Consider the following 23,730-nt stretch of genomic DNA (forward strand, 5'->3'; position numbering starts at 1 on the left):
ACTTGAGCCGTTATCGCTAAGCAGGCGCGGTTTATGAACGACATGAACCTGGTCGCAGCCAGATGCTTGCAACGCCAGTTCCAGAGTATCCGTCACATCTTCCGCCCGCATGTTCGTGCAAAGCTTCCAGGAGACGATATAGCGGCTGTAATCGTCTAGAACCGTGCTGAGATAGAACCAGCCCCAACCCAATACCTTGATGTAGGTGAAGTCGGTCTGCCAAAGCTGGTTGATGGCCGTCGTCTTATCTTTGAACTCGTTTGCCGCCTTGAGCACGATGAACGCCGGGCTGGTGATCAGATCATGCGCCTTCAGCACCCGATACACTGTAGATTCCGAGACAAAATAGCGTTCTTGATCTGTAAACGTCACCGCCAACTCGCGCGGCGACAGCTCTGTCTCTTTCAAGGCGAAGTCGACAACCTTGCGTTTCACATCGTCCGGTACGCGGTTCCAGACGTGCTTTGGCTTGGGAGATTGATCTTCAAGGCCAGCCTCACCACGTTGCAGGTACCGGTCATACCAGCGGTAGAATGTGGTGCGTGGAAGGCCAAGCTTGGCCAAGGTCCGACGGGCCGACAGGTGGCTTTCCTCGACCAACCGGATGATCTCCAGTTTCTCAGATGCAGCATATCTCATGCGTCATTCGACCATTGTCCTCGGACCAATGGCGGACAAGGTCTCATTCCCCATCCCCGAGCATGCTTTTTTTGAGAAGACGCAATTCGAGCGTCTGCTCCGCAACCACCTCCTTGAGATCCTTTGCCTCCCGACGCAGTTCCTTGACCTCATCAGTGTTCGCAGCACGCGCAGTGTCACCTGCAAGCCGCTTCTTCCCAGCCTCCATGAAATCTTTGGACCACTTGTAATAGATGCCCTGTGATATGCCCTCACGACGGCACAGCTCAGCAATGCTGTCCTCGCCCCGCAGGCCATCCAGCACAATCCGGATCTTCTCTTCGGATGAATAATGTTTGCGGGTTGCCCGCTTGATATCTTTGACGATCTTCTCGCAGGGGCTCTTTGTTGTCTGTCTCATCGTCCACTCCTCGGTGGTGACGATGAGCAACAAACACTCTCTTAGAAAATGACCCTATTTGGACCCATGGGCGCTGACGTCAGACATGAGGTTTCTCAATCGGACAGGAGGTTTCAATGACACAGGAGAAGATAAGCCCGCTGCGTGCCCGTATGATCGAAGATGTGCGGATCAAAGGGCTAGGGGAAAGCTCGCAGACGGCGCATATCCGGGCAGTCAGTTATTTTGCCGAGTTCCTCGCGCGGTCACCGGACACCGCTACAGAGGAAGACTTGCGCGCTTATCAGTTGCACATGGTCAACGCGAACGTCACCCCGTCGACCTACAATGTGCGGCTTGTTGGGTCGCGGTTCTTCTTCGAGACGACCTGCAAGCGCCCCGAACTGAAGGACTGCCTGCACTTTCGAACGGAACTGCGCAAGTTACCCGTCGTGTTCAGCGCCAAAGTTAACGTGACAACACCAACAGAGCCCCTTCGACTTACAGAGCTTGCGGGATTTGCCTGAGCTTGGGTTAGACCCGCGTGATCCCGGCTGATCAAAGCGACAGAATCTTGACAAGTTGGGTGGTAGCCATTATCTATCCCCCTGAAGGGAAAGATTATGTTGACGCAAGTATCCGCAGATCTCACAATCAAGGAAGCCGCACATCTTGCTGGGGTCGCTCCAAGGCGGATTGAGAAGGATTGCGAAGAAGGTATCGTTCCAAGGCGTAAGACGAAGCTTTGGATGCGCAAGACGGTGGCTGCGCACGTGCCAATGCATGCAGTAGCCTATGCGCGAGCCATGCAGTCGCTTGATGGCATCAAGATGGAAAAGAAGTCGAAACGACGTGTTTGGAAGTTCCTGCGAAGCTCGAAAGCAGACAAGTTTGGCAGCTTGGAGCTATCACCGGGCCTGACGCTGCATCTTGAACCGCTTGTAACCGAGGTTTGGGATCGAACACTTAGCTACCTTGAAACCAGGCATGAGCACTTGGCAGTAGATCCAGATATCTTGGGCGGTGAGCCGATCCTGAAAGGGACACGCATTACCTGCCAATCCGTTCTCGGGCGCATCGAAAGTGGCGAAACCTTGGACGATCTGGTCGAGGACTATTCCGAGATCAGCAAGGAGGCGTTCGAGGCGGCACTCGTCTATGCGAAGGCGCATCCGCCTCGGGGAAGACCGAGTGCTGGCAAGCCTTGGCGCAAGGCCGCATAAGCCTCATTGATGCGGCTATTTCTGGACGAATGCCTGTCACCGCGCGTGGCGAACGAGCTTATGGCGGAGGAAGGCTACTATGTCGTTCATCCGCGCAATCAGGGCGGGCTCGGTGAGGCAGATCATACCGTGCTCGCCCGTTGTATCGAACACGACCTCATCATTGTAACGGAGAATGCACGCGACTTCCGTGCGCTTGCGTCGCGCGCTGAAATACACCCTGGCATGATCGTCTTGCCGTGCCTCGGAAGGGTTCAGGCAAAGGCACTTATCAAAGCCGCCATCGCTCACCTGGAACAACTAGGAGATCCGACCGGCGTGATGGTGAACAAGGTATTGGAGGCTGAGGCCGACGGCAAGATGATGTTGTACGATCTGCCAGAAGGATAGGGGGCTCTGTTGCATTAGTGCGGAGACCTTCAATTGGCCTATCTGGTCATTGGGACTACGCAGCCGCCGACCTGAACAGGTTTGCAACGAATGCCACTTCGTTCAAGACGCCGGGCTCGTTGTTTGCGAAATGGCCCTTTTTGATGGCCCGGTGGGTTTCGATGCCTTTCAGAGTGTTCTTGGCTGAGGTCATCTTTCGGAACTCCCGTTTTGGTCGCAGAAGCTGCTTCAAAGCAGCGTGGTCAGCTTCAATCCGGTTGTTGAGATACTTATGCGGCCCGCAGGCGTCGCCGAGAACCACGAACGGTCGCGAAACATACCTTGAGGGCTAAAGTAAACTCTTTGGCGGCTGGCGGGTTTGAAGGATTTCAACTCTAGGGCAGAACGACCAAGCTTCCTAGCAAATTCGGCTGAAGGCCAGGGCCGTATTCACCCCGCCAAAACCGAATGCGTTCGAAACAACATGATGCACGTCTTGCGAACGTGCGGCATCACGCACGAGGTCAAAGCCTCTGGCTTCTTCCATCGGATCGACGATGTTGAGGCCGACCGGCAGAATCTGATCACGAAGCGCCAGGATTGAGAATGCCGCTTCCATGGCACCTGCGGCCCCCAGCATATGCCCCGTCGCCGATTTGGTTGAACTGACTGGCACGCCTCCGCCATTCACTCCAAATATTGTGGAAAGCGCACGAAGTTCGGCAGCGTCACCCACCGGCGTCGATGTCGCATGAGCATTCACGTAGTTGATCTTATTAGGTGCCAGCCCAGCCATCGCCAGTGCCATCTGAACCGCACGGGCAGCCTCCCGCCCGTCTGGCCACCCTGCCGTGACGTGATGGGCGTCTGTCGTTGTTCCATAACCAGACAGTATCGCCAGTGGCGTCGCACCGCGTCGCTCCGCGTGGCTTAGCCGTTCGATCACCAGCATCGCCGCGCCTTCCGACAGGACAAAGCCTTCGTGACCGGCATCGAAGGGACGGGATGCGGCGGCAGGAGCCTCGTTATACCCCACGGAGAGCGCCCGGGCGGCGGTAAAGCCACCGATGGCGACCGGATCGACACAGGCTTCCGTCCCTCCGCACAGCGCTACATCAGCCTCACCCATGCGGATCAGGCGCATAGCGTCACCGATGGCCTGTGCCGATGCCCCGCAGGCCGTCACCGGTGCCCCTGACGGGCCATTGAAACCAAAACGGATGGCGATCTGGCCTGCCGCGAGATTGGGTAGAAATGACGGGATGATGAAGGGGGAAAGCCTGCGCACGCCGATTGTCCGGATCGTTTCCGCCGCGCCGGTGATAGCGGGTATCCCGCCCACACCCGTGGCGATTTGCGTGGCGGTCCTAGACTTGCCATGCCTGTCCTGGGGCTCCCAACCGGACTGCCGCAAAGCCTCATCTGCGGCGGCCATCGCGTAATGGATGAACAGGTCGGTCTTGCGCAAATCCTGCGGTGACATGGCGACCTCCGGATCGAAACCATCGGGCGCGTCAACCTGAGACGGGACGAGTCCCGCGATACGGCACTTCCAGCCCTCGGTATCGAAGCGATCATTTGTCTTTATGCCGCTTTCGCCAGCAATCAACCGTCGCCAGGTTGCCTCTACGCCAGACGCAAGCGGCGTCACCGCACCTAGCCCAGTGACGACGATAGGATCCTGCATGGCCCACCTCATATGTGCATTTGCACTGTGCATATACACTATATAATTTCGAGACAACCGCATTGCGCTATTTTTATTCCATGGAAAGTGCCTTAGCGACCCGTAGATAGGTCTCCGCCTCTTCCGCCGTCACACGGGACAGTAGATGATTTTGGGCCGTGTGCCATTCCTCGTTAAGATCGTCCTGAAGCCGCTCTCCTGCCGGGGTCAGCACACAACGGCGTGCATTGCCTGCTCCCGCCACCCGTTGAATAAGGCCTTTCTTTTCAAGCAGGTCCAGATTACGGGTCAAGCTGGTCCGGTCGAGCGCAACTCTTTCGGCAAGGCTTGCGACAGTCTCGGATGGACGCAAGCGGATCGTCGACAAAAGGGCAAATTGCTGAACCGTAACACCATAGGCCTTGAGCTTTTGGTCGTGCTGCCGCAGCAATATCCGAGCCGCTCTAACTGTGTTCAACACGAGACAATTCGAGTAAGGGTGAATATCGTCCATGTATCGAAAGATGCGGATTGGATGCACATTGGTCAACATTGCCGGACACTTCATGAAATCTATTGCCAATGGCCGGCTCTGTTGCGTTAGCCCATCTGGCAAGCCAGACTTGGTCCAAGCATTCAGGAGGTGGGTATGCCACGTCGAAATCCGTTCAAACAGCATCGATTTCCGAAGGATGTGATCCTCATGGCGGTTCGTTGGTATTGTCGAGGCTCTGTTGCACAAATGCTATGGAGGATTCATCACGTGAATCCAGCGTGGTAGCTGGGCTGCATGGAGCAGACCTCCCCCCCCGATCTACAGGACCAGGAACTGGCCGGCCTATAACGAAGCGCTCAAGCGCCGTGGCTCGCTGACGATCTGGTTCGACCCCGAGATGAGCTGGGATGCCTCGCCGACAGGCAGGCGTGGCCGCCAGCAGACCTATAGCGATGCCGCCATCCAGATGTGCCTTTCGATGAAGGTGATATTCGGCATGGCGCTCAGGCAGACGACCGGCTTCGTCGAGAGCCTGCTGCAGCTGGTTGGCCTCGACTGGACGGTGCCTGACTTCAGCACCCTGTCCCGCCGCCAGAAGACCCTGGCTGTGAACATACCGTATCGCGGGTCCAAGGGGCCGCTGCACCTGCTGATCGACAGCACTGGGATCAAGGTTGAGGGCGAAGGCGAGTGGCACACACGCAAGCATGGCGGCCCGAAACGGCGCGTCTGGCGCAAGATCCATCTGGGGATTGATGAGGAAACGCTGGAGGTTCGGGCCGTGGAGATCACAGGTAGCCACATCGGCGATGCGCCGGTGTTACCCGACCTGCTCAAACAGATTCCGGCGCACGAGCAGATCGGCAGCGTCACCGCCGACGGTGCCTACGACACCCGCAAAGCCATCTTGGAACAGCGCATGGCCAGCCTCGAAGGTGCCGAAGCGGGTTTGGCCCTGGCCACGGTCATCGCGGCAATCACGATTGTCGCTTTCTCGCATTTGACGGCCGGCGACCGGGTCATCGTTGATCAAGTGGTCCATGCTGTAGCTTCGCTTTTTCGCCACAGGTCTGCATGATTTTGGGGTTGAGACAATCTTTATCGACATGACTGATCTAAATGTTGTCGAGCAAGCATTGAGAAGATAGTCTTCTTTGACAGGCCTTCTAACCCCAATGTGCGCCTCATCGATATTCAGGCAGTTTCCTCCATAACCCATGCGGCTGGGGCAATCATCGTCGTCGATAACACCTTTGCGACCCCGGTTCTGCAAAGACCGGTCGAGCATAGCGCGGACATTGTCGTGCATTCGGCGACGAAGTTCCTTGGCGGACACGGCGACCAGCTCGGTGGTATTGCGGTGGGACGTCAAGACTTGAGTCAGGGGTAAAGGTCTACGCTACATAACTGGCGCGACAATGTGGCCATTCACGGCGTTTCAGACCCCGCGCAGTCTCAGGACGCTCGTCTTGCGAGTTACGGCGCACTCAGCGTTTGCATTGCATATCGCAGAGGCTCTTAGCGCATCTGAAAGGTTAAAGTCCGTTCTGTATCCAGGCCCGTCTGGTTTTGCGCAACCGGAGCTTATGACGCGATCATTGGCTTGCGCTTTGATGGCGGTATCGTGGCAGGATGGCGGTTCATCAATGCGTTGGAACTGATCAAATGCGCCGTGAGCTTGGGCGACGCGGAAACGCTCGTACAGCACCCCGCGACGATGACACATGCGGTCTACAAGCCCGAAGAGCGTGTGCGGTTCGGGATCGACGATGCGCTCTCGCGGTTGGCGGTTGGGCAGGAAGAGGTCGATGACCTCATTTTCGATATCGAGAATGCGCTGGCCGGGATCTGAGGCCAGCGCGATCATGTGTTTAGGCTGCATTATCACTGCTGAAGATGTCATGGTGCCACAACCATTTCCCGGCTTCTTGTTTCCAGACAACGATGAATTTGCCGCTATCAGCGACAGAACCATCAGCGGTCTTCAGTTTGAATTTGCCGACCTCGTTGACGCTGTCTCCAACCTGATCGAGCTCAACTGTGTCAAACTCAACCCCGGCAATGCCCATATCGATCAGGCCCTGCCAAAAGGCCGTCATGTTGGCGCGTCCTTGGATGATCGGGCTGTTCGGTGGCATGAGCATACCGTTTGAGGTGTAGACAGCGGCGAGCCCTTCGGCATTCAAAGCCTGAAACGCTTGCTCAAAATCACGGTTATTGGCAGAAATTGCGTCGACAACGTAATTGCTAGGTGCGTTCATTCTTCGTGCTCCTGATGGATTGCAGTCCGCAAAGCTTGCGATGTGCCCTCCCTGTTTTCCATTCATTAAAGGCAAGCGTTCTGGCGATGTGTCCCACTAGTGAGACGCAGGGGTGCGCAATCTCGGCGAACTTACATCCGTCAAATATCTTAAGTGCCTAGCGACGACGCAATCTGCTCGCGATCTTGGGGCCAAACTTTGCCGTCCACCGCCGCAATATTTCATAAGACACATCGACGCCGTGCTCGAGCAACATCTCCTCAACCTCGCGCAGGCTCAGATTGAATCGGGCATAGAGCCAGACGGCATGGGCGATGATTTCGGGCGGGAAGCAATGACGCTTGTAGCTGATCTTCGTCGGGTTCATGAGCGTCCGCTACGCTGCCATCGGTGAGTTAACAAGCCGGAGAGCGTCAACGTGACAACATCCTTCCGTCAACTGCGCGTGTTGGCCGCAGCATCGACGCAAATGTGCACAATGGGAAACAATCGAATAGCTACAATGATCTTATTGCTACCGGAAAAGATGGATCCCTCCGATATCTGGATTTGCTGGGCAATGAACTTCAAGGTGAACTGGACAAGTTGCCAGAAAGTGATCTTGAAGCATGCGCCAAAGAAGCCCATGACTATGGTGTAAAGGCTCAGAACTTTCAGAACTTTCAGAACTTCGTTTCGATCCACTCACTCGGTCAAGAAAATCTAGACAAGCAGTTTGGGAAAGATACTTTAAAGTCCATTCCTCTTAATTCTGCCGATCCAAACTTCAAGGTTTCAGTAATCCCAGAAGAAAACAAAGCAAAAGTTCAAGACTACCATAAAAGCCTCGGAAATTACTTTGGTGGTCAGTTTGATGACAAAAGAAAGGTTGTTCCGGTTTTCGCAGACAATCCTGTCTTCAAAGAAATTGAGACGCAGCGTGGCCCAGCCTTCGATGCAAACGGGGAGCCTCGTATTGTTAGCGACATCTCAGGACAGCTAGTCGAAAAATATCCAAAGCTTGGATACATTTACTATCCCAACGGGGAGGTAAAATGGACTGATGACATGCGCGCCGAGAGCGTTGCAAAAGGCTATGTCCTTAAAGGATTGAGATATAATACAAGCAATGTATATCAACTAATGATAGGGTGAGTGATATATTCGGCAACGAACAATTCGCCAAGATAAAAGCAGACATTGAAGCCAGTATCGGGATTGGGCAAAACTTGGGGGTCCGGCTGTGGTATGCGCTGGTCAACCTTCCGTCGAGACCGGCGGCCCGCACGATGGCGACGCGATGGGCGCCTTTGGGTGACCACCTCATGCAACGGCGCTTTCCCATCCGTGTGTTGCCGATGTCGTCCACGCAGCCTTCTGCGCGGGACGAGGAGATCGGAAGACCATTGCGATATCGCCTCCCATAGTCGGTCAGGCTATCCATGTTGTTTGCCAGATAGGTGTAGAGTTGCCGGCAACGCGCTTTTACACGCGCAGCCGCGTCGCACAGTCTGGGATCATCTTTGCAGAGCCGCTCGCAATCGGTCTTCAGCCATCGAAGGTCCGTTGTGGCCGCTCGAACAACACCGAACTGCCAGAGAAACTCTTGGCTTGCAGCAGCCCCCTTACGGCGTTCTCAACATGTTTTACCCGCATCGAGATGTGCCACCAATCAAGGATATGGCGAACCGGCCCGCCAACGGCGTAGCGCACCAGATTGGGCAATGCGGGTTCTTCATCCGAAATCACGGTGACAGGGCTCTCGCCGTCCCAGCCAGTTTCTTTAAGATCTTACCTCGCTGGCGCTTGAGCCGCCTGCTGTACAAGCCCGAAACGACGGCACATGTGCGAACTCTCGATCTTGCCGACCACAACATCGAGGTGCCGCTTCTGGTATTCCGGTCTGCTCCGAATATGCGCACCGTCCGGAAAGACCGTCACCGGAGCCGCGCTCTTACCTGCGGACGAGACAGCCGGTTCCACATACTCGCTGCCGCTGATTTTCTTGGCGATCTTGCCGAGGCGATCACGTACCGAGGTGTTCGCTTGCTTGGCGCATGGCAGAAACATCTCCATGATACGCGCTGCTTCTCGAAACGAATGCCGCGCTCCGGGTTCAGCTTGAAGGCGCTGCAATTCAGGTGTTGATCGGTCCGGGGAGAAACGGGCCAGCGGCGACAATGGTCCACCCAGGGCGACCTCAGATTTGGCGTTGCAGGCGCAACGGCGAATGCGTGGCGCCTTGACCTGGAAACGACCGAACAGTGTGTCCAGAACACTGGGTCGATAGCCATGGATCGCTCTGACCTTGTTGCAGTCAGGGCTAACCCTGCTCGCCTCAGAGATCTCCTCGATCTGGTCACGAAGGATCGTTTGCTGCAATTGCCAGAGCATGGATTTTGCATCTTCGATCAGCAGTCCAAAACCCTTCGGCTGCGTATCTCGAAATGGCCGGGACAAGCGTCCCAGACGCCGCGTCTGCGTAGTTCCGTTCTCAAATGTTGTCTCGACGACGATCCGCACATCCATGGCAATTCCCTCGCCGTGAAACCAACATCATAGACAAAAAACCCCACGTTTTGCCCACTCACATCTCCTTTGGTGCAGTAAATGCTATCAAAGGAGCGGCATCAAACCGCGACAGGTCCAATTGGGGCGCGGTCTTTGTCAGGCCGTGCCCGAGAAATACTGCGTAGGCGCCGCGCCGAATTGCTTCCGAAAGAAGCGTGAAAAGTAAAGTGGATCGCCAAACCCGAGGTCAAATGCAACCTCTTTCACAGACCGATCTCCAGTCCGAAGTGCCACGCGCGCTTCAAGTGCCAGACGCTCTTGCGCCAACTGCTTTGCCGTCTGACCCAATTCATTTTTCACATGCCGATTTAGGGTCGCAATCGTAACGCCAAGCATATCGCAATACTCCGCAATCTCCAGATGTTTTGCATAGTTGTCTTCGACCAAATCCTGAAACCTTGCGACGATCTCGGACACTTTTGCCGGTGTCACTTGGAAGGTTTCATCGGGATTTGCATACCTGATTTTGCAATCCGCCGCCTGAAGAAGCAGGGACTTGATCGTATTGATTGCATGTTCGGGTTTAAACAAGCTCTCACCGCTGATGATATTGCCCAGCTCCTCAAACCGCGCTCGCGCGGTTCGATAGCCATCCTCTTTCAGATCGACGATCGGCAAACCACGCAGGCGGTTAAAGACGACACCATCACAAAACACCTCGTTCCTCATTACCCGTACACAAAAGAAATTGTGGTGAAAAGCACAGGACAGAAACGAGGCACTTGGCGAGAAGCTGATCCGCTCTCCGGGAGACAGGGTGAGCAACTGAAACTGATCCAAGGTGATACCGCACCCTTCGATCACCACATCCACAGGCCCGCCAACTGGCAAAAAAAGTCGATAGAGCACTTCTGAATAGGCCGGAGGTTCCCCGGGCTGCGATTGGACACGTAAGCTTGCATCGGGGTCAGTTGAGTCTTGGATCGTAAGCGTGCGCGTTTGCAATTGTCCGTCCCCCTCGCTCCATCCGCTTATTCGCGCTGTCGAGTTTGTCCAGTTCCTTGGATTAATATGGCTTTCAAAAAAGTGTTATCTAGAGGGAAAAATGGTATGCACAACGATTTTGTCCATGCTGTTTTAGATTCCATGTATAGGGCAGGGCCACGTTCAAGGCTAATTTTCTAGCAGATAAACTCCACAAAGGATCTGCTGAAATGAGGCTTGCAACCCACCTGATTGCACTTACTGCCACCTCTCTGTTCACCACTGCCGGTCTTGCAAATGACCACGCGAAGGCCGGTCAATTCCTTGACGCGTCGGAAATTGTCTTTGAGGACATCGTCCCGGGCGTTGTTGCTTTTGCCACCGTGTCGGGTGATCGCGAAAATGGCGCCCATGGCACCTTTGTGCGCATTCCTGCTGGTCAGGCGACGCCCCTGCATACCCACGGTGCCGCTTACGAAGCGGTCGTTATCCAAGGGAAATTCGAAAACCCGATTGAAGGCAATGACGCCTCAAACGTGACGCTGTCCGCAGGCAGCTTTTACAGCGTGCCAGCAGATGCGCCGCATGTCACCCAATGTGCGGCTGACAGCCCCGTCGATTGCGTGTCTTTCTTTTGGCAGGGCGTGCCTTTTGACTTCGCCCCGGTCGAATAATGGCAATGTCACATGACTGGAAAGGAACGGTTGATGACCGCTCCCCTCTGATTTCAGCCAAGCAACTCGCACATCTGTTGGGCCGATCTGACGTAAAGATATTTGACGTCAGGGGCACATGGGCCAAGCCTGCGCGTGCCCTGCCGGAGGAGTACGCCGAGGGTCACATCGAAGGCGCGGCTTTCCTTGACTGGACCAAGGAGTTTATCGCGACGGATGTCGCCACCAACTTGGCACCCATCTCGGACGAAGCTGGCGCACGTCAATCGTTCACGCGCCTCGGCATCAACCCTGGCGATCTCGTCGTGCTCTACGACGCCTCATCGCATATGCAAGCAGGGCGGATTTGGATGGCGATGCGCCATTGGGGCTTTACCAATGTGCGTGTCTTGAACGGAGGTTGGAAATTCTGGTCGGAACAAGGCTTACCGATTTCCACAGAGCCAACGACCTATGGCACCGGCTCCGTCGAACCGCGTTTGCAAGACGGGTTGACGATAGATTTGGATACTTTCATCGATCGGCGCGCCACGGCATGCGTCATCGATGCACGTGGGCCTGCGAATTACGCCGGGAAGCCGGATGATCCGCAGACAGGACATATCCCCGGGGCGCTCAATGTCCCGTTCAGTGCGATGCTTGAACCCGAAACGGGTCTTTTCTTGGATCAACAGGGTATCCGCGCCGCTCTGGACGATTTGGCCCCCTGTTGGAAAACCAAACCCCTGATTGCGTCTTGCGGGTCAGGCTACGCGGCCACAGTGGTTCTGCTCGCCCTCGAATTAATCCACGAACAGGGCACCTTGTTTGATGGGTCATTTGCTGTTTGGAAGCAGGATCCTGACCGCCCCGTCACACAGTTAATATAGCGCAATTGCTCATCCGCCACCCAAGCGGACGAGCCCATAGCATCAGGAAATTTCAATGGATAACGCACCGATTCCAAACCGCATTCTCTATACGATGCTACGTGTTCGCGATTTAGACCGTTCCCTGAAATTTTATCAGGATGCGCTCGGCATGTATGAGATGCGGCGCGAAACTTTTCCAGAGGGCAAGTTCACTTTGGTGTTCATTGGGTACGGCGATGCAGCGTCTGATGCCGTGATCGAGCTGACCTACAACTGGGACGACAACGACTACGAACTTGGCAATGCCTATGGGCACATCGCACTCGAAGTCGATGATATCTACGCCATGGAAAAGCACCTGAAGTCCCTTGGTGTCCATGTCGTGCGTCCGGCAGGGCCGATGACCTTTGCGCCCGAAGAAACGGGCGTCAAAGAAGTCATTTCGTTCATCGAAGACCCTGATGGGTACCGGATCGAGTTCATCGAAAAGATGGCACCTTGACGCAAAGACTGTCTCGTCAGTGGGACAGACATCAGAACCGTAATGCACGTTCAGCACGTCGCAAGGCCGAAATGAACCACGTTAGAGGCGGATGAAATTCTTTCTGGAGAAACTAAGATGGTTTCAATTCTACATGTCAATTCAAGCGCCCGCATGACGGGATCGGCATCCCGCCTCGGCGGAGATATGGTGGTCGAACATTTGAGAGCGCGCTACAGCAACGTCGTTGTCGTCGAGCGCGAAGCCGTGGCCCAGGCAGCGTTCCTCTCTGAAGAGTGGATCGGCGCGAGTTTCACGCACATCGATGACCGCTCAGCAGAACAGGATGAGATCCTGGCCACGTCGAATGCGCTCGCCCAGGAAGTGCTGAATGCCGATATTCTGGTGCTCGGCGTCGCGATGTATAACTTTGGTCTGTCCAGCGCGATGAAGGCCTGGATTGATCATGTGGCACGGCCCGGGATCACGTTCCGTCCAGATCCCGAACACACTTATGTTGGTCTGGCAACAGGCAAGAAAGCGTACATCGTTTTGGCCAGTGGTGAGACATCGGCCGGCTCTGAGATGGATTTTGCAACACCGTACCTGAAGCACGTGCTGGAGTTTCTTGGCATCAGGGATGTTCAAGTCATTGGCGCCGATCTGACCGTGACATCTCCCGGCACACTCGAAGACCGGATCAAGGCACAGGTGGCGCAGCTGACCTGAAAACACGCCATCAAATCTGACATCCAACAGAAAAGGGATATCCACGATGTTGAACAGCCGCGAAAGCCACATAGAGAATGTCATTTCAACGGCAGAATCTTCGAAGGCCGCAGCGCTGAGCCGTTTGGCTGCATCTTGGACCCGGTCGATGGCGATACATGGGCTTCATCCCGGAGAGCGCAGAGCGCCCGAGCGCGTCGATCAAGCAAACCTCAGGGAACGCCAACAACGGGAAGAACGCTTCACCGACATTGCTGCTCCCTATCTTGATCATCTTTTTGGGCTTGTCGGGCAGCCGGGGTGCTGCGTTCTTCTTTCTGACGCGCAGGGGGTGATCTTGGATCAGCGGATCAACACCGCCGACAGTGATCAGTTCAGGGAATGGGGCCTTTGGAAAGGGACCGACTGGAGCGAGAAGGCCGAAGGTACAAATGGGATCGGGACCTGTCTTGTTGAGGCCAAACAGACCGTCATCCATCTTGAGCAACACTTCTACGCCCGCAACACCGGCATGAGCTGCATTGACGCTCCGATCTTTGGACCGGACGGGTCGTTGATCGGTGCACTTGATGTATCCTCTGCCAGGCATGACCATACCGAGAACCTAAATGTTCTCGTTCGCGCTCTTGTACAGCAGATCGCCCGCCAAATTGAGGCAGACAGTTTCCGAACGGCCTATGCAAAGGCGCGCATTCTGGATGTGCTGGGCGCGTCCGGTGGAGGTGCTGCATTCTTGGCCATTGACCAAGACGACGTTGTTGTTGGCGCAACAAGAAACGCCCGCCACAAGTACCAACTAGGAGGTGGAGGCATTATCATGCCGCAACTTGTCTCCGAGATATTGGACACGGATGATCGCCCGCAGGTCAGCTTTGAAAAGGCGGAACGGACCACCATTGTGCAGGCTCTCACTCAACACAATCGTAACGTCTCCGAAGCCGCGCGGGCACTCGAGATCGGCCGGGCTACGATGTATCGACGAATGACCAAGCTGGCGATTGATCCGAAGGCTGACGATCTATCAATTCACTGAGTTCATGGCGAGAGCGCGCACGTTTGCATCACCGGGTTGATGACGGGACGCAGCCCGGCTTTGCGGAGCTGGAACAGACCTTTGAAGAAACGGGGAGTGGGCAAAACCTGGGAGTCTTTGTCTATAATTTTCATTTCACTGCATATTTCGACAAGCATCAGCATGCTCTTCAATTTTCGTTCGGCGTTAAACACAATTTGCAATCAACGCCGATTCCAAGTTGAAACAAGACCTTAGCATGTAGATCGTCGAGACTTGCTTTGTTGCGTCATTGGCGTAGCCAATCGACCTCCGGTAGGCTGCTCAGCAACGCCCGGGCGCCAATGTAGCCACTGACTTGTCCGGCGGTGACGAACGAATTCAGCGGTCGGCCCAGGCTGTCGCAGATGGCGTGCAGCTTCGTGTTCATGCCGCCCTTGGTGCGACCAATTAGACGACCACGCCCCCCTTTTTGGCGCCCAAACTGGACGCCGTATGGTGTGCTTTGAGATAGGTCGCATCAATCATCGCGGTCGTCTCCTCGCAGTGATCGGCTGCCAGTCCCATCATCATCTTTGCGAAGATGCCCTTATCGCTCCAGCGTTTCCAACAGTTATAAAGCGTCTTGTGCGGACCGTGTTCCCTGGGCGCATCACGCCAGCGTAAGCCATTGCGATTGATGAAGATAATCCCACTCAACACATGCCTATCATCGACGCGAGGCTTGCCGTGGGACTTCGGAAAGAAGGGTTCAAGGCGCGCCATCTGCGCATCCGTCAGCCAGAATAGATCAGACGTGTTCACCGCTCTTTTTTTTTGAACCGTGAAGCATGCCGCCATTCAGAAATTAATGGGTCCTGACCCTAAATAAGGTTCTGCCTCAATCTGTGTGATTGAACGGCAGCGTTCGTGCGCGCATTAGTTCCGGTCCTGCTCGGCCATACATGGCTCTTTTCAGTGTTTTAAGGCGGTTGATCTGTCCTTCTGCTTGCCCGTTGCTCCACGGCAGAGCGATTGCATTCTTCACGGCATTGAGATCCCTGTGCAGGGCCCTCGCAAAGCGCAGCATTTCGGTAAGGTCGGTTTCGATTGCGGTGTCGATCCATTGCTCCAGTTTTTCAGGTTCTTTGATGCGGAAAAGGGCTCGAAACCGCATGGCCAGCTGACGCATGGTGCCAATGGCCAGGCATCCTTGTTTTAGCGCGTCAACTTTTCGGGCCTGTCTTGCCGAAAGCTTGCTCCGAGGCATCAACCACTGACCTTGTCTCGAGATCCACCATGATAGTTCCATAATGAGAGGATCGCCGCCACCTCCAATCATCAATGCCGAAGACATGGATGTCTTCACCTTGGGCAAACTTTCATGCCCAGCCGTTGCATCAGGCTTTCAGCCGGACGACCGCCCAGCCTGTGACCTACGAACCCAACGATTTCAGCCATCCTGGATGTTCTACGTGCATAGGGTCGCGCAATCGCCGGAAGCTCGTCGGAGAACGTGCGTCGCCTGCATTCGCGGCGCCTGCATTGCCAGCGGTTTAGCGTCAACTTTACACGAACTATACGCCCTTGGATCGATAGATCAGACAGGCTGCGCCTGCGCCAACCATGTCGATGACGGCTTCGTGTACCACAATCAGGACAGAGACCGACAGGTTGAGCCACCGCCGAAACCATACAGACATTGTCATCTTAGAAGATGATGTCCTGAACACTAACTCCTGTGCCAGGAGGCAATTTTGATTTTGTGATCATGACTATTAGGCATAGCCCAAACCAGAACAGTACCACACAGATTGAGGCAGAACCGCATTAACTGCAACGTGACAGACGTTGCAAATCGACGTATTGCGAAGACAGAGTTGCTGCATGTGAATGCCGGGCACGACTTTGGTGCCTTGCGTGAGCCCGCCATGCTGGCGCATGTGGTGGCCTGCACGGCTAAGTTCCTGCTGGACAGCAAAGACGAGATGCCCAGCGAGCAAACGGAAACCAATTCGGAATGAGCAAGGCGGGGACCTGAGCCATGGATGACTTCGATCTGGCCCATGACGAGGTTGTACGCCTGCACGTTTTTCTGGGGGCATGGTTTCGCGGAGAACTGGCCCAGGAGGCTCTTGACCGCGACTTTGCAGATGTCCTTCACACGGAGTTCGAAAATGTGCAGCCCGCTGGTGTGGTTCTGACCCGCGCCGACATCGTCACTGGTATAACCGCGGGCCGCGGCACGAACCCCGGTTTCCAGATCACCATCGAAGCGCCACGGCTGCTGGGGTCCTGGCCTGGATTCATTCTGTTCCAGTACATCGAACATCAGACCGGCGCGCTTGCGTCCGCGCCGGAAAACAGACGCCTCTCAACCGTGTTATTCGAGCGGGACGGAGAACAGTTGATCTGGCGCTACTTGACTGAAGTTGGCCGAGAGATCGGCTGATCAGGACGGGGCAAAGCCTCAACCGGCCACCGCGCGGTTACATTTACGCTGTGGCGAACGTCAGTAGCAGGTTGTTGGCGGGCATGTTATCGCGTGCTACTGAAGTGAAACCAGCGCTTTCGACAACGTCCGTAACCTCTTCCACAGACTTGTAGCCAATCGCAGGATCGCGGGCACGCAAGGATGCGTCAAAGGCCTGATCCCCGTCTGACACAAACGTGGTCCCGCGTCGGAATGGGCCATACACAATAACCCGGCCGCCGTCGCTCAATGCCACACGAGCTTCGACAAAAAAGCGCCTGACCAGCACCTCCGGGATCAGATGGAACAGGTTAACGGTGAGAACGGCCTGCACAGATCCCTGTGCGATGGGCCAAGATGTGGCCACATCAACGGCCAAAGGTTCTAGCAGGTTCACAAGACGCGTGGACTGATGCCACGCCGCAATGCTTTCGCGTTGTCCAGGATCCACATCCGATGGGGTCCACTCCAAAGCGGGAAAGGCCGCGGCGAAAGCGGCAGCGTGCTGGCCGGTGCCACTGGCCACTTCCAGAACGCGCCCCGTGGACGGCAAACGTGCGCCAAGCGCTTTGATCAAGGGCACCGTGTTACGGGAAGCCGCAGGTGCTGTTCGCCTGCCATCTTCTGAAGTGTCAGCTTGTTGGATGATGTGCCGTGTCATGTCGGCACGCTGTCACCCCCAAGCGGTGTCGTCCAGTCCCTTCACCAAGCCAAAGCCGCTGAAATCGCAACTTGAGATCATTAGTGCAACATGAATTGCTTCGGGCGGCCGCCGTTCTCACGGGGGGGACAAAAGTTGGGGGTGTCCGGGTAAGCTGCAGGAGTTTTTCAATCACTGGGGACTCACATGGACGTTCGGATTGCCGATCTCGAACTTCCGCGCCAAAGGTTGCGTCGATGACATCGGAAACGTACGTATGGGCAAGCGCAGTTAGATTGTTATCCATCATCAAATCAAACCCCAGATAGTCCAAAGTTTGTCCTGGTGCGATGTCAGTTCTCATGGGCAGTCCTGTCGCACAGACCCGGAGGTGGGCCTTGGTCGTGAACCCACCTCTCGAGCGGTCCAAACCCTGTCGCGGCGTCCCCCTTTAGCGCCCGCTGCCTGGTGGTGGGCGCGGATGACGGGACTGTCGATGATTTGCAGGACGTCCGGAACAGCTCCGCCATGGTTCAGGGCTTCGAGAATGTCCTCCCACAGCCCCGCCAGCGTCTAGCGCCGGAACGGCCTGTAAACGCTTGACCATTTGCCGAACTCTTCGGGCAGGTCCCACCAAGGCGATCCGGTGCGCGCAATCCAGAATATCCGGTCCAGAACACTGCGATGATTGGAGGGTTTGCGCCCGTTCCGGGCACGTGCAGGAAGGATGACGTGTTCAAAGAACGCCCATTCGTCGTCCGTCATCAAATCTCGTGCCAAGCCGGTCTCCATCGCAGATACCAGCTTAACGCATGCCTGCGACACAGTGCGAACCCATTTCGTCAAGACAACCTAATGTCGTCTCTATGATTTCCGAGCAAACTGTTCGCTTTAGGTGACAAGGGCCTGTTTCTTGTATTTGTCATGCTTCCAGAGCCCATTATTGATGACGTCTTCGATAACATCGACAGCTTTCCGTACATCTGCCTCGTCAATGTATAGCGGTGTAAAACCGAAACGCATGATGTTGGGTGCGCGGAAGTCTCCGATTACATTTCGGTCGATAAGGGCCTGCATGGCGGCGTAGCCGTTGTCGAAGGCAAATGAAACCTGGCTCCCACGCGCAGCACTGTCGCGTGGGCTGACAAGAGTGAGAGCCGGGCAGCGCGCCTCAACCTCGCGGATAAAGCAGTCAGACAGCGCCACCGAGGCGCGACGCACCTTAGCCATATCGACACTGTCCCAAAGCCCTAGCGCATGTTCCAGTGCCGTCATTTGCATGACCGGCGGGGTGCCGACGCGCATGCGACCGATACCCGGCGCTGGGCGATAATCCAGCTCAAAGGCAAAAGGCGCATCATGCCCCAGCCACCCTGCAAGGGCTGGATCTACAGTCTCAGCAATATCGCGACGCACATAGATGAAGGCTGGTGCGCCGGGACCGCCATTGAGGTATTTGTACGTGCATCCCACGGCAAATTCGCTATTGGATGCCACGAGATCCACCGGTACGGCACCTGCACTATGTGCAAGATCCCACACCATGACAGCCCCGGCCGTGTGGGCTGCCAGTGTGATCGCATTCATGTCATGCATGCGACCTGTACGGTAATCAACCTGGGTGATCATGGCGACCGCGACGGTTTCGTCCATGGCATCCGCCACTTCTTCCGGGTCCACGATCCGCAACTCATACCCTTGATCCAACTGCCCAATCAGCCCCTGTGCCATGTAAAGATCTGATGGGAAGTTGCCGCTGTCCGACAGGATCACCCGCCGCCGGGGGCGCATCTTGAGCGCAGCAGACAGGGCTTGGTATACCTTTATGGAAAGCGTATCGCCTATCGTGACACTGCCATCCGGAGCACCAATCAGCCGGGCAACCTGATTGCCGACGCGGGCAGGCTGTTCCATCCAGCCATCGCGATTCCATCCGGTGATCAGGTGGCCCCCCCACTCCTCGGTCAACATGAATTGAAGGCGTTCACTTGTGCCTTTGGGCAGCGGGCCAAGGGAGTTGCCATCAAGATAGATCACACCCTCAGGCAGATCGAACCGCTCCTTTATCGGCAGGTCGTGTACGGTGTTTTTCATAGCTGACCTCTCACGTTCCAAAGTTCGGGGAAAAGCTCCACTTCAAGCATTTTGCGCAGATATTTCATGCCCGACGTGCCGCCGGTGCCGCGTTTGAACCCGATGATGCGTTCGACAGTGGTGACATGGTTGAAACGCCACCTGCGAAAATAGTCTTCGATATCAACCAGCTTTTCCGCCAGTTCGTAAAGCGGCCAATGCTGATCAGGCGCGGCATAGACTTGCGCCCAGGCATCCATGATGACCGGATCGGCCATATGCGGCTGGTTGAACCGGTAGACATCTGGCGCGAAGGTCACATCAAAATGGGCGGCCAATTGATCAAGCGCCACGTGATAGAGCGACTTCCGACCCAGTTCTTGCTCAAGCATATGATGCAACGCAGGGCGATGCGCATGCACCTTCATCATGGCGGCGTTGCGGTTCCCCAAAATGAACTCGATCAGGCGGTATTGATGGGATTGAAAGCCCGAAGACTTGCCCAGATTATCCCGAAAAGCGGTGTATTCGCTAGGGGTCATGGTGCGCAGCACATCCCAAGCGTTATTGAGCTGTTCAAAGATGCGCGCCACCCGCGATAGCATTTTGAACACGGGTGAAAAGTTGCCCCGAGCGAGTTCATCACGGGCAACCGTGATCTCATGGAGCGCAAGGCGCATCCACAGTTCAGACGTTTGATGCTGAATGATAAACAACATCTCGTCATGGGAGTCCGACTGTCGGTTTTGTGCGCCCAGGATAGGATCAAGCGCGAGGTAATCGATGTAGGACATGTCTTTGGCAAATGACATTTGCGCCCCCTCGGCCGAGGGATCATAAGCGGTCATATCTGGATCTCCGCATTTGGTGCCTGCAAAATCTTGGCCACTTGGGTATTGGCAGGGATCAGTGTGCTGAGCCTTTCAAAAGCCTTGATGGATAAGTTCACATGGGCTTCAACGACCGTCTTTGCTGCGGATACATCGCGCCCGATCGCCACTTGATACAGGGCGTCATGCGGTTCGGTGGCGAGGGCCGTCGCGTAGATCTCAGCTGCTTGGGGGGCCGCATCGGGGTGGGTTTGGTGTAGATCGCGCAGACCGGTTTGAATGAACCTCTGGTAGCGGACGAGTTGATCCCTGAGCTGCCGGTGAAAGTGCAACATCCACGGTGCATCGACCCGAGCAATCAGCGCGTCATGGAATGCGTCATGCCTTCGGTTCCAAAGCGTCAATTCATCCTCAGACCCCAGCACCGACATCGGTGAAATAGCCGTTAGGTGGTGGTAAGCTCCAATCAGTCCGGCCTCCCAGCTGTCATCGCCCTGCTCCATCGCGCGCGCAAATAGTGCGCCTTCAATAATGCAGCGGCTCCGTTCCAGATCCAGCAATTCCATGAGCGACAGGCCCGCCACGCGGAACCCCTTGTTATGTTCGATCACAACCAGTTTGTCGGCGCTCAGCCGGTTCAGGCAATCGCGGATCGGGGTTATGCCAAGGTCATAACGCTCCGACAACGCGGGCAGGCGCAATGCGCCGCCCGGTGGCAGTTTGAGCGACAGAATATCTGCCCTCATCCGACTATAGAGTTCACCCGATTTCGAAGGTTTATGCATCGTCATGCCACCTTTACGATATCAACACTACCATTCATACATGATTTTGTAAATCATATATGTTTTATAATTTTATATTTTATTTCGATTTGACAAAGGATGTGTGGCTGGCGCGTCTTTGTCCTTCAGGTCTTGGATCAGCATGCGACGGTTACAATCGTCATCCGCTGCGCAGGTGGTTTGCGCAGCCGATCAGCCCTCATCCTGTCAGCCCGTTTCGCCTTTGGCATCGTAAGCGAAATATGGATCGCGCCGACCGCTTGCTCTTGACGATCCTCCCGTAAACTTACCTTCCGCCTCGTCGCTAAAAATCTGCTTTAAACATAAAATATTCTTACTTGAAATTTTAGCTCTTACTGAATATCGTTAACGGCGTGACATCAAAGATGAGGCGTTGAAGTGCGTGTAGCTTGTCTTGGCGGCGGCCCGGCTGGCTTGTATTTCGGGATTTCTTTGAAACTCCGTGATCCAAGTGCGGAAGTTGTGGTGATCGAACGGAACCGGCCCAATGACACATTTGGCTGGGGTGTCGTTTTATCAGACGAAACGCTCGAAAACCTTGCTTTGAATGACGCCGTCAGTGCGGCATCGATCCGCAAACACTTCGCCTATTGGGACGATGTCGCGCTCGTGCATCAGGGCAAGCGGACAGTGTCCGGCGGCCATGGGTTTTGCGGGATCGGCCGCAAGCGGCTTCTGCTTTTGTTGCAAGAGCGTGCGCGTGACTTGGGCGTCGTCCTTCAGTTTGAAACAGAAGTCGAAAGCGCGAGCGCGTATAAAGACGACTTTGATGTGGTGATCGCAGCCGATGGGTTGAACTCCAAAACCCGGATGGAGTTTGCGCACGTCTTTCAGCCAGACATCGATCAGCGTTTGTGCCAGTTTGTCTGGCTGGGAACCCATCAAAAATTTGACGATGCCTTCACTTTTATCTTCGAAAACACTGAAAAAGGGTGGGTCTGGGCCCACGCCTATCAATTCGATGATGAGACCGCGACGTTCATTGTTGAATGCACGCAAAACACATTTGAGGCGTATGGCTTTGGTGACCTGAGCCAGCAAGAAAGCATAGCCATCTGCGAAGACATCTTCCGCGATCATCTGGGCGGGCATGCCCTGATGACGAATGCAAACCACATCCGCGGCTCTGCCTGGTTACGCTTCCCGCGCGTGCTGTGTGAGACCTGGCATCACGAAAATATCGCCTTGTTGGGCGACGCGGCGGCCACGGCACATTTCTCGATCGGTTCGGGCACAAAGCTGGCGCTTGAGGGCGCGATTGCACTGGCCGATCTCATCCATACCGAAGACACGCTGGATGCGGCCTTTGCACGCTATCAAGAAGAACGCAGGTTGGAGGTATTGCGGCTGCAATCGGCGGCGCGAAACTCTGTCGAATGGTTTGAGGGCGTGGAGCGCTACCTTGATCTCGACCCAGTACAGCTGAACTACTCACTGTTGACGCGCAGCCAGCGGATCAGTCACGAGAACCTGCGGGAACGCGATGCCAATTGGCTGGGATCTGCAGAAGCATGGTTCATGGAGCAAGCTGGCGAAGGCCATAACACACCCGCCCGCGCGCCAATGTTTGCACCATTCCGTTTACGTGAGATGGCGTTGAAGAACCGTATCGTGGTCTCACCCATGGCGCAGTACAAGGCCGTCGATGGCAATCCAACCGATTGGCACCTGATCCACTACGGCGAACGTGCCAAAGGTGGTGCTGGCCTAGTCTATACCGAAATGACCTGTACGTCCGCCCATGGGCGGATCACGCCGGGTTGTCCGGGTCTTTACGCACCTGAGCATGAAGCAGCTTGGGCGCGGCTCACGAACTTTGTCCACACTGAAACCGACGCCAAGATCTGCTGCCAGATCGGTCATTCCGGGCGCAAGGGGTCCACCCGCCTTGGGTGGGACGGTATGGATCAACCGCTGACCGACGGGAATTGGCCACTGATATCAGCCTCAGCAATTCCATGGGCCGCAGGAAGTGACACGCCCAAAGCGATGGACCGCGCAGATATGGATGCCGTGCGCGATGAGTTCATCGATGCGGCGCAAATGGCCAACCGCGCCGGTTTTGACATGATCGAACTGCATGCCGCCCACGGCTATCTCATTTCATCATTCATCTCGCCGTTGTCCAACGCACGCGATGATGACTACAGCGGCAGCTTGGAAAACCGATTGCGCTATCCATTGGAGGTGTTTCAAGCCATGCGTGCGGTCTGGCCAGCCGACAAGCCCATGTCGGTGCGCATCTCTGCCAGTGACTGGGCCGGAGACGATGGTGTGACGGCCGACGAAGCTGTTGAAATCGCCACAGCATTCGAAGCAGCGGGCGCTGACATCATCGATGTTTCAGCCGGGCAGACTTCGACGCGGGCCATGCCTGTCTATGGCCGCATGTTCCAAACACCATTCTCAGACCGCATTCGAAATGAACGTGGAATTAAGACCATGGCCGTGGGGAATATTTATGAAGCGGATCATGTGAACTCGATCCTGATGGCGGGGCGGGCCGATCTTGTATGTTTGGCGCGACCCCATCTGGCTGACCCGTATTGGACATTGCACGCCGCATCCGAAATTGGGGACCGCCAAGAGGTTTGGCCGAAACCTTACGAGGCCGGCCGCGATCAGGCCTGGCGTTTGGCCGACCGTGCCACCGAGATGGCGGGGAAAGTCTGAAC

At 55.5% G+C, this 23,730-nt stretch carries 22 protein-coding genes and 8 pseudogenes; 15 read left to right on the plus strand and 15 right to left on the minus strand.

The annotated features are described in order from the left end of the window. A pseudogene (locus IU397_RS05235) lies at positions 1-1,039 on the minus strand (DDE-type integrase/transposase/recombinase); the annotation flags it as partial. A gap of 116 nt (positions 1,040-1,155) precedes the next feature. Here IU397_RS05235 and IU397_RS05240 point away from each other — a divergent pair. The 3 genes from IU397_RS05240 (at position 1,156) to IU397_RS05250 (ending at position 2,631) form a co-directional block, all read left to right on the plus strand. Beyond that, positions 1,156-1,545 (plus strand): site-specific integrase, encoded by a 390-nt coding sequence (locus IU397_RS05240; protein ID WP_204411496.1) that lies wholly within the window; start codon positions 1,156-1,158, stop codon positions 1,543-1,545. 96 nt (positions 1,546-1,641) lie between these two features. Beyond that, positions 1,642-2,241 (plus strand): DUF433 domain-containing protein, encoded by a 600-nt coding sequence (locus IU397_RS05245; RefSeq protein ID WP_239479624.1) that lies wholly within the window; start codon positions 1,642-1,644, stop codon positions 2,239-2,241. 9 nt (positions 2,242-2,250) lie between these two features. Continuing rightward, a complete protein-coding gene (locus tag IU397_RS05250; RefSeq protein WP_239479625.1) occupies positions 2,251-2,631 on the plus strand; it encodes a DUF5615 family PIN-like protein in 381 nt (126 codons plus the stop codon). Positions 2,632-2,686: 55 nt separating this feature from the next. Here the strand turns inward: IU397_RS05250 and IU397_RS05255 are convergent, their stop codons facing one another. From IU397_RS05255 to IU397_RS05265, 3 genes are all read right to left on the minus strand, one after another. Further along, positions 2,687-2,932: a DDE-type integrase/transposase/recombinase gene (locus tag IU397_RS05255; RefSeq protein WP_204411501.1), complete on the minus strand. Its 246-nt coding sequence runs from the start codon at positions 2,930-2,932 to the stop codon at positions 2,687-2,689. A 96-nt stretch (positions 2,933-3,028) separates the two neighbouring features. Next, positions 3,029-4,297: a beta-ketoacyl-ACP synthase II gene (gene fabF, locus IU397_RS05260; protein WP_204411503.1), complete on the minus strand. Its 1,269-nt coding sequence runs from the start codon at positions 4,295-4,297 to the stop codon at positions 3,029-3,031. Between the two features lie 73 nt (positions 4,298-4,370). Further along, the gene (locus tag IU397_RS05265) at positions 4,371-4,754 is read right to left on the minus strand and encodes a MarR family winged helix-turn-helix transcriptional regulator (protein WP_204411505.1); all 384 of its coding nucleotides are present in this window, start codon (positions 4,752-4,754) and stop codon (positions 4,371-4,373) included. A 289-nt stretch (positions 4,755-5,043) separates the two neighbouring features. On the opposite strand from IU397_RS05265, the pseudogene IU397_RS05270 reads away from it, so the two are divergent. The 3 genes and pseudogenes from IU397_RS05270 to IU397_RS23570 form a co-directional block, all read left to right on the plus strand. Continuing rightward, positions 5,044-5,673 (plus strand): annotated as a pseudogene (locus IU397_RS05270) (IS5 family transposase); the annotation flags it as partial. Between the two features lie 243 nt (positions 5,674-5,916). Next, positions 5,917-6,162, plus strand: coding sequence for a PLP-dependent transferase (locus IU397_RS23810; RefSeq protein WP_370541623.1), 246 nt, complete (start codon positions 5,917-5,919; stop codon positions 6,160-6,162). Between the two features lie 28 nt (positions 6,163-6,190). After that, a pseudogene (locus IU397_RS23570) lies at positions 6,191-6,624 on the plus strand (PLP-dependent transferase). 19 nt (positions 6,625-6,643) lie between these two features. On the opposite strand, the gene IU397_RS05290 reads toward IU397_RS23570, so the two are convergent. Further along, positions 6,644-7,099, minus strand: coding sequence for a DUF4440 domain-containing protein (locus tag IU397_RS05290; RefSeq protein ID WP_204411514.1), 456 nt, complete (start codon positions 7,097-7,099; stop codon positions 6,644-6,646). A gap of 94 nt (positions 7,100-7,193) precedes the next feature. Continuing rightward, positions 7,194-7,400 (minus strand): annotated as a pseudogene (locus tag IU397_RS05295) (IS6 family transposase); the annotation flags it as partial. A gap of 104 nt (positions 7,401-7,504) precedes the next feature. Here IU397_RS05295 and IU397_RS05300 point away from each other — a divergent pair. Next, the gene (locus IU397_RS05300; protein ID WP_204411516.1) at positions 7,505-8,167 is read left to right on the plus strand and encodes a hypothetical protein; all 663 of its coding nucleotides are present in this window, start codon (positions 7,505-7,507) and stop codon (positions 8,165-8,167) included. 103 nt (positions 8,168-8,270) lie between these two features. On the opposite strand, the pseudogene IU397_RS05305 reads toward IU397_RS05300, so the two are convergent. Both IU397_RS05305 and IU397_RS05310 read right to left on the minus strand, forming a co-directional pair. Then, positions 8,271-9,541, minus strand: a pseudogene (locus tag IU397_RS05305) (ISKra4 family transposase); the annotation flags it as partial. Between the two features lie 138 nt (positions 9,542-9,679). Next, on the minus strand, positions 9,680-10,528 hold the full coding sequence (locus tag IU397_RS05310; RefSeq protein ID WP_204411518.1) for a helix-turn-helix domain-containing protein: 849 nt from the start codon (positions 10,526-10,528) through the stop codon (positions 9,680-9,682). Between the two features lie 209 nt (positions 10,529-10,737). Here IU397_RS05310 and IU397_RS05315 point away from each other — a divergent pair, with 209 nt between their 5' ends. The 5 genes from IU397_RS05315 to IU397_RS05335 all read left to right on the plus strand — a co-directional run bounded on the left by IU397_RS05315 (position 10,738) and on the right by IU397_RS05335 (position 14,275). Then, positions 10,738-11,181, plus strand: coding sequence for a DUF4437 domain-containing protein (locus tag IU397_RS05315; protein WP_204411520.1), 444 nt, complete (start codon positions 10,738-10,740; stop codon positions 11,179-11,181). Between the two features lie 5 nt (positions 11,182-11,186). Then, positions 11,187-12,050 (plus strand): sulfurtransferase, encoded by an 864-nt coding sequence (locus IU397_RS05320; RefSeq protein ID WP_204411522.1) that lies wholly within the window; start codon positions 11,187-11,189, stop codon positions 12,048-12,050. Positions 12,051-12,105: 55 nt separating this feature from the next. Continuing rightward, entirely contained in the window at positions 12,106-12,534 is a 429-nt protein-coding gene (gene gloA, locus IU397_RS05325; protein WP_204411524.1) for a lactoylglutathione lyase, read from the plus strand. Between the two features lie 117 nt (positions 12,535-12,651). Further along, positions 12,652-13,242 (plus strand): FMN-dependent NADH-azoreductase, encoded by a 591-nt coding sequence (locus IU397_RS05330; RefSeq protein WP_204411526.1) that lies wholly within the window; start codon positions 12,652-12,654, stop codon positions 13,240-13,242. Positions 13,243-13,288: 46 nt separating this feature from the next. Further along, positions 13,289-14,275: a GAF domain-containing protein gene (locus IU397_RS05335; RefSeq protein ID WP_239479627.1), complete on the plus strand. Its 987-nt coding sequence runs from the start codon at positions 13,289-13,291 to the stop codon at positions 14,273-14,275. A gap of 277 nt (positions 14,276-14,552) precedes the next feature. On the opposite strand, the pseudogene IU397_RS05340 reads toward IU397_RS05335, so the two are convergent. Beyond that, a pseudogene (locus tag IU397_RS05340) lies at positions 14,553-15,094 on the minus strand (IS5 family transposase); the annotation flags it as partial. A 40-nt stretch (positions 15,095-15,134) separates the two neighbouring features. After that, positions 15,135-15,928 (minus strand): annotated as a pseudogene (locus IU397_RS23815) (transposase). 146 nt (positions 15,929-16,074) lie between these two features. On the opposite strand from IU397_RS23815, the gene IU397_RS05350 reads away from it, so the two are divergent. Then, positions 16,075-16,257, plus strand: a complete 183-nt coding sequence (locus tag IU397_RS05350; protein WP_204411527.1) for a hypothetical protein — start codon at positions 16,075-16,077, stop codon at positions 16,255-16,257. Positions 16,258-16,277: 20 nt separating this feature from the next. Then, positions 16,278-16,685, plus strand: a complete 408-nt coding sequence (locus IU397_RS05355) for a hypothetical protein (protein WP_204411530.1) — start codon at positions 16,278-16,280, stop codon at positions 16,683-16,685. A gap of 43 nt (positions 16,686-16,728) precedes the next feature. Here the strand turns inward: IU397_RS05355 and IU397_RS05360 are convergent, their stop codons facing one another. The 5 genes and pseudogenes from IU397_RS05360 to IU397_RS05380 all read right to left on the minus strand — a co-directional run bounded on the left by IU397_RS05360 (position 16,729) and on the right by IU397_RS05380 (position 21,034). Beyond that, complete coding sequence (locus IU397_RS05360; RefSeq protein ID WP_204411532.1) at positions 16,729-17,367, minus strand: DUF938 domain-containing protein; 639 nt, start codon at positions 17,365-17,367, stop codon at positions 16,729-16,731. Positions 17,368-17,638: 271 nt separating this feature from the next. Further along, positions 17,639-18,138, minus strand: a pseudogene (locus IU397_RS05365) (IS5 family transposase); the annotation flags it as partial. A gap of 99 nt (positions 18,139-18,237) precedes the next feature. Next, on the minus strand, positions 18,238-19,440 hold the full coding sequence (gene kynU / locus IU397_RS05370) for a kynureninase (protein WP_204411534.1): 1,203 nt from the start codon (positions 19,438-19,440) through the stop codon (positions 18,238-18,240). Beyond that, positions 19,437-20,267, minus strand: a complete 831-nt coding sequence (locus IU397_RS05375; protein ID WP_204411535.1) for a tryptophan 2,3-dioxygenase — start codon at positions 20,265-20,267, stop codon at positions 19,437-19,439. Before IU397_RS05375 ends, kynU begins: the two co-directional genes overlap by 4 nt. Then, on the minus strand, positions 20,264-21,034 hold the full coding sequence (locus IU397_RS05380; protein ID WP_239479628.1) for a GntR family transcriptional regulator: 771 nt from the start codon (positions 21,032-21,034) through the stop codon (positions 20,264-20,266). Before IU397_RS05380 ends, IU397_RS05375 begins: the two co-directional genes overlap by 4 nt. Before the next feature lie 399 nt (positions 21,035-21,433). Between IU397_RS05380 and IU397_RS05385 the strand changes: the two genes are divergently transcribed. Next, positions 21,434-23,728 carry a bifunctional salicylyl-CoA 5-hydroxylase/oxidoreductase gene (locus tag IU397_RS05385; RefSeq protein ID WP_204411540.1) on the plus strand — a complete coding sequence of 765 codons (2,295 nt, stop codon included), beginning with the start codon at positions 21,434-21,436 and terminating at the stop codon, positions 23,726-23,728. Positions 23,729-23,730 lie beyond the last annotated feature (2 nt).

This window comes from Actibacterium sp. 188UL27-1, from assembly GCF_016901225.1.
In the GTDB taxonomy this organism is placed as follows: Bacteria; Pseudomonadota; Alphaproteobacteria; order Rhodobacterales; family Rhodobacteraceae; genus 188UL27-1.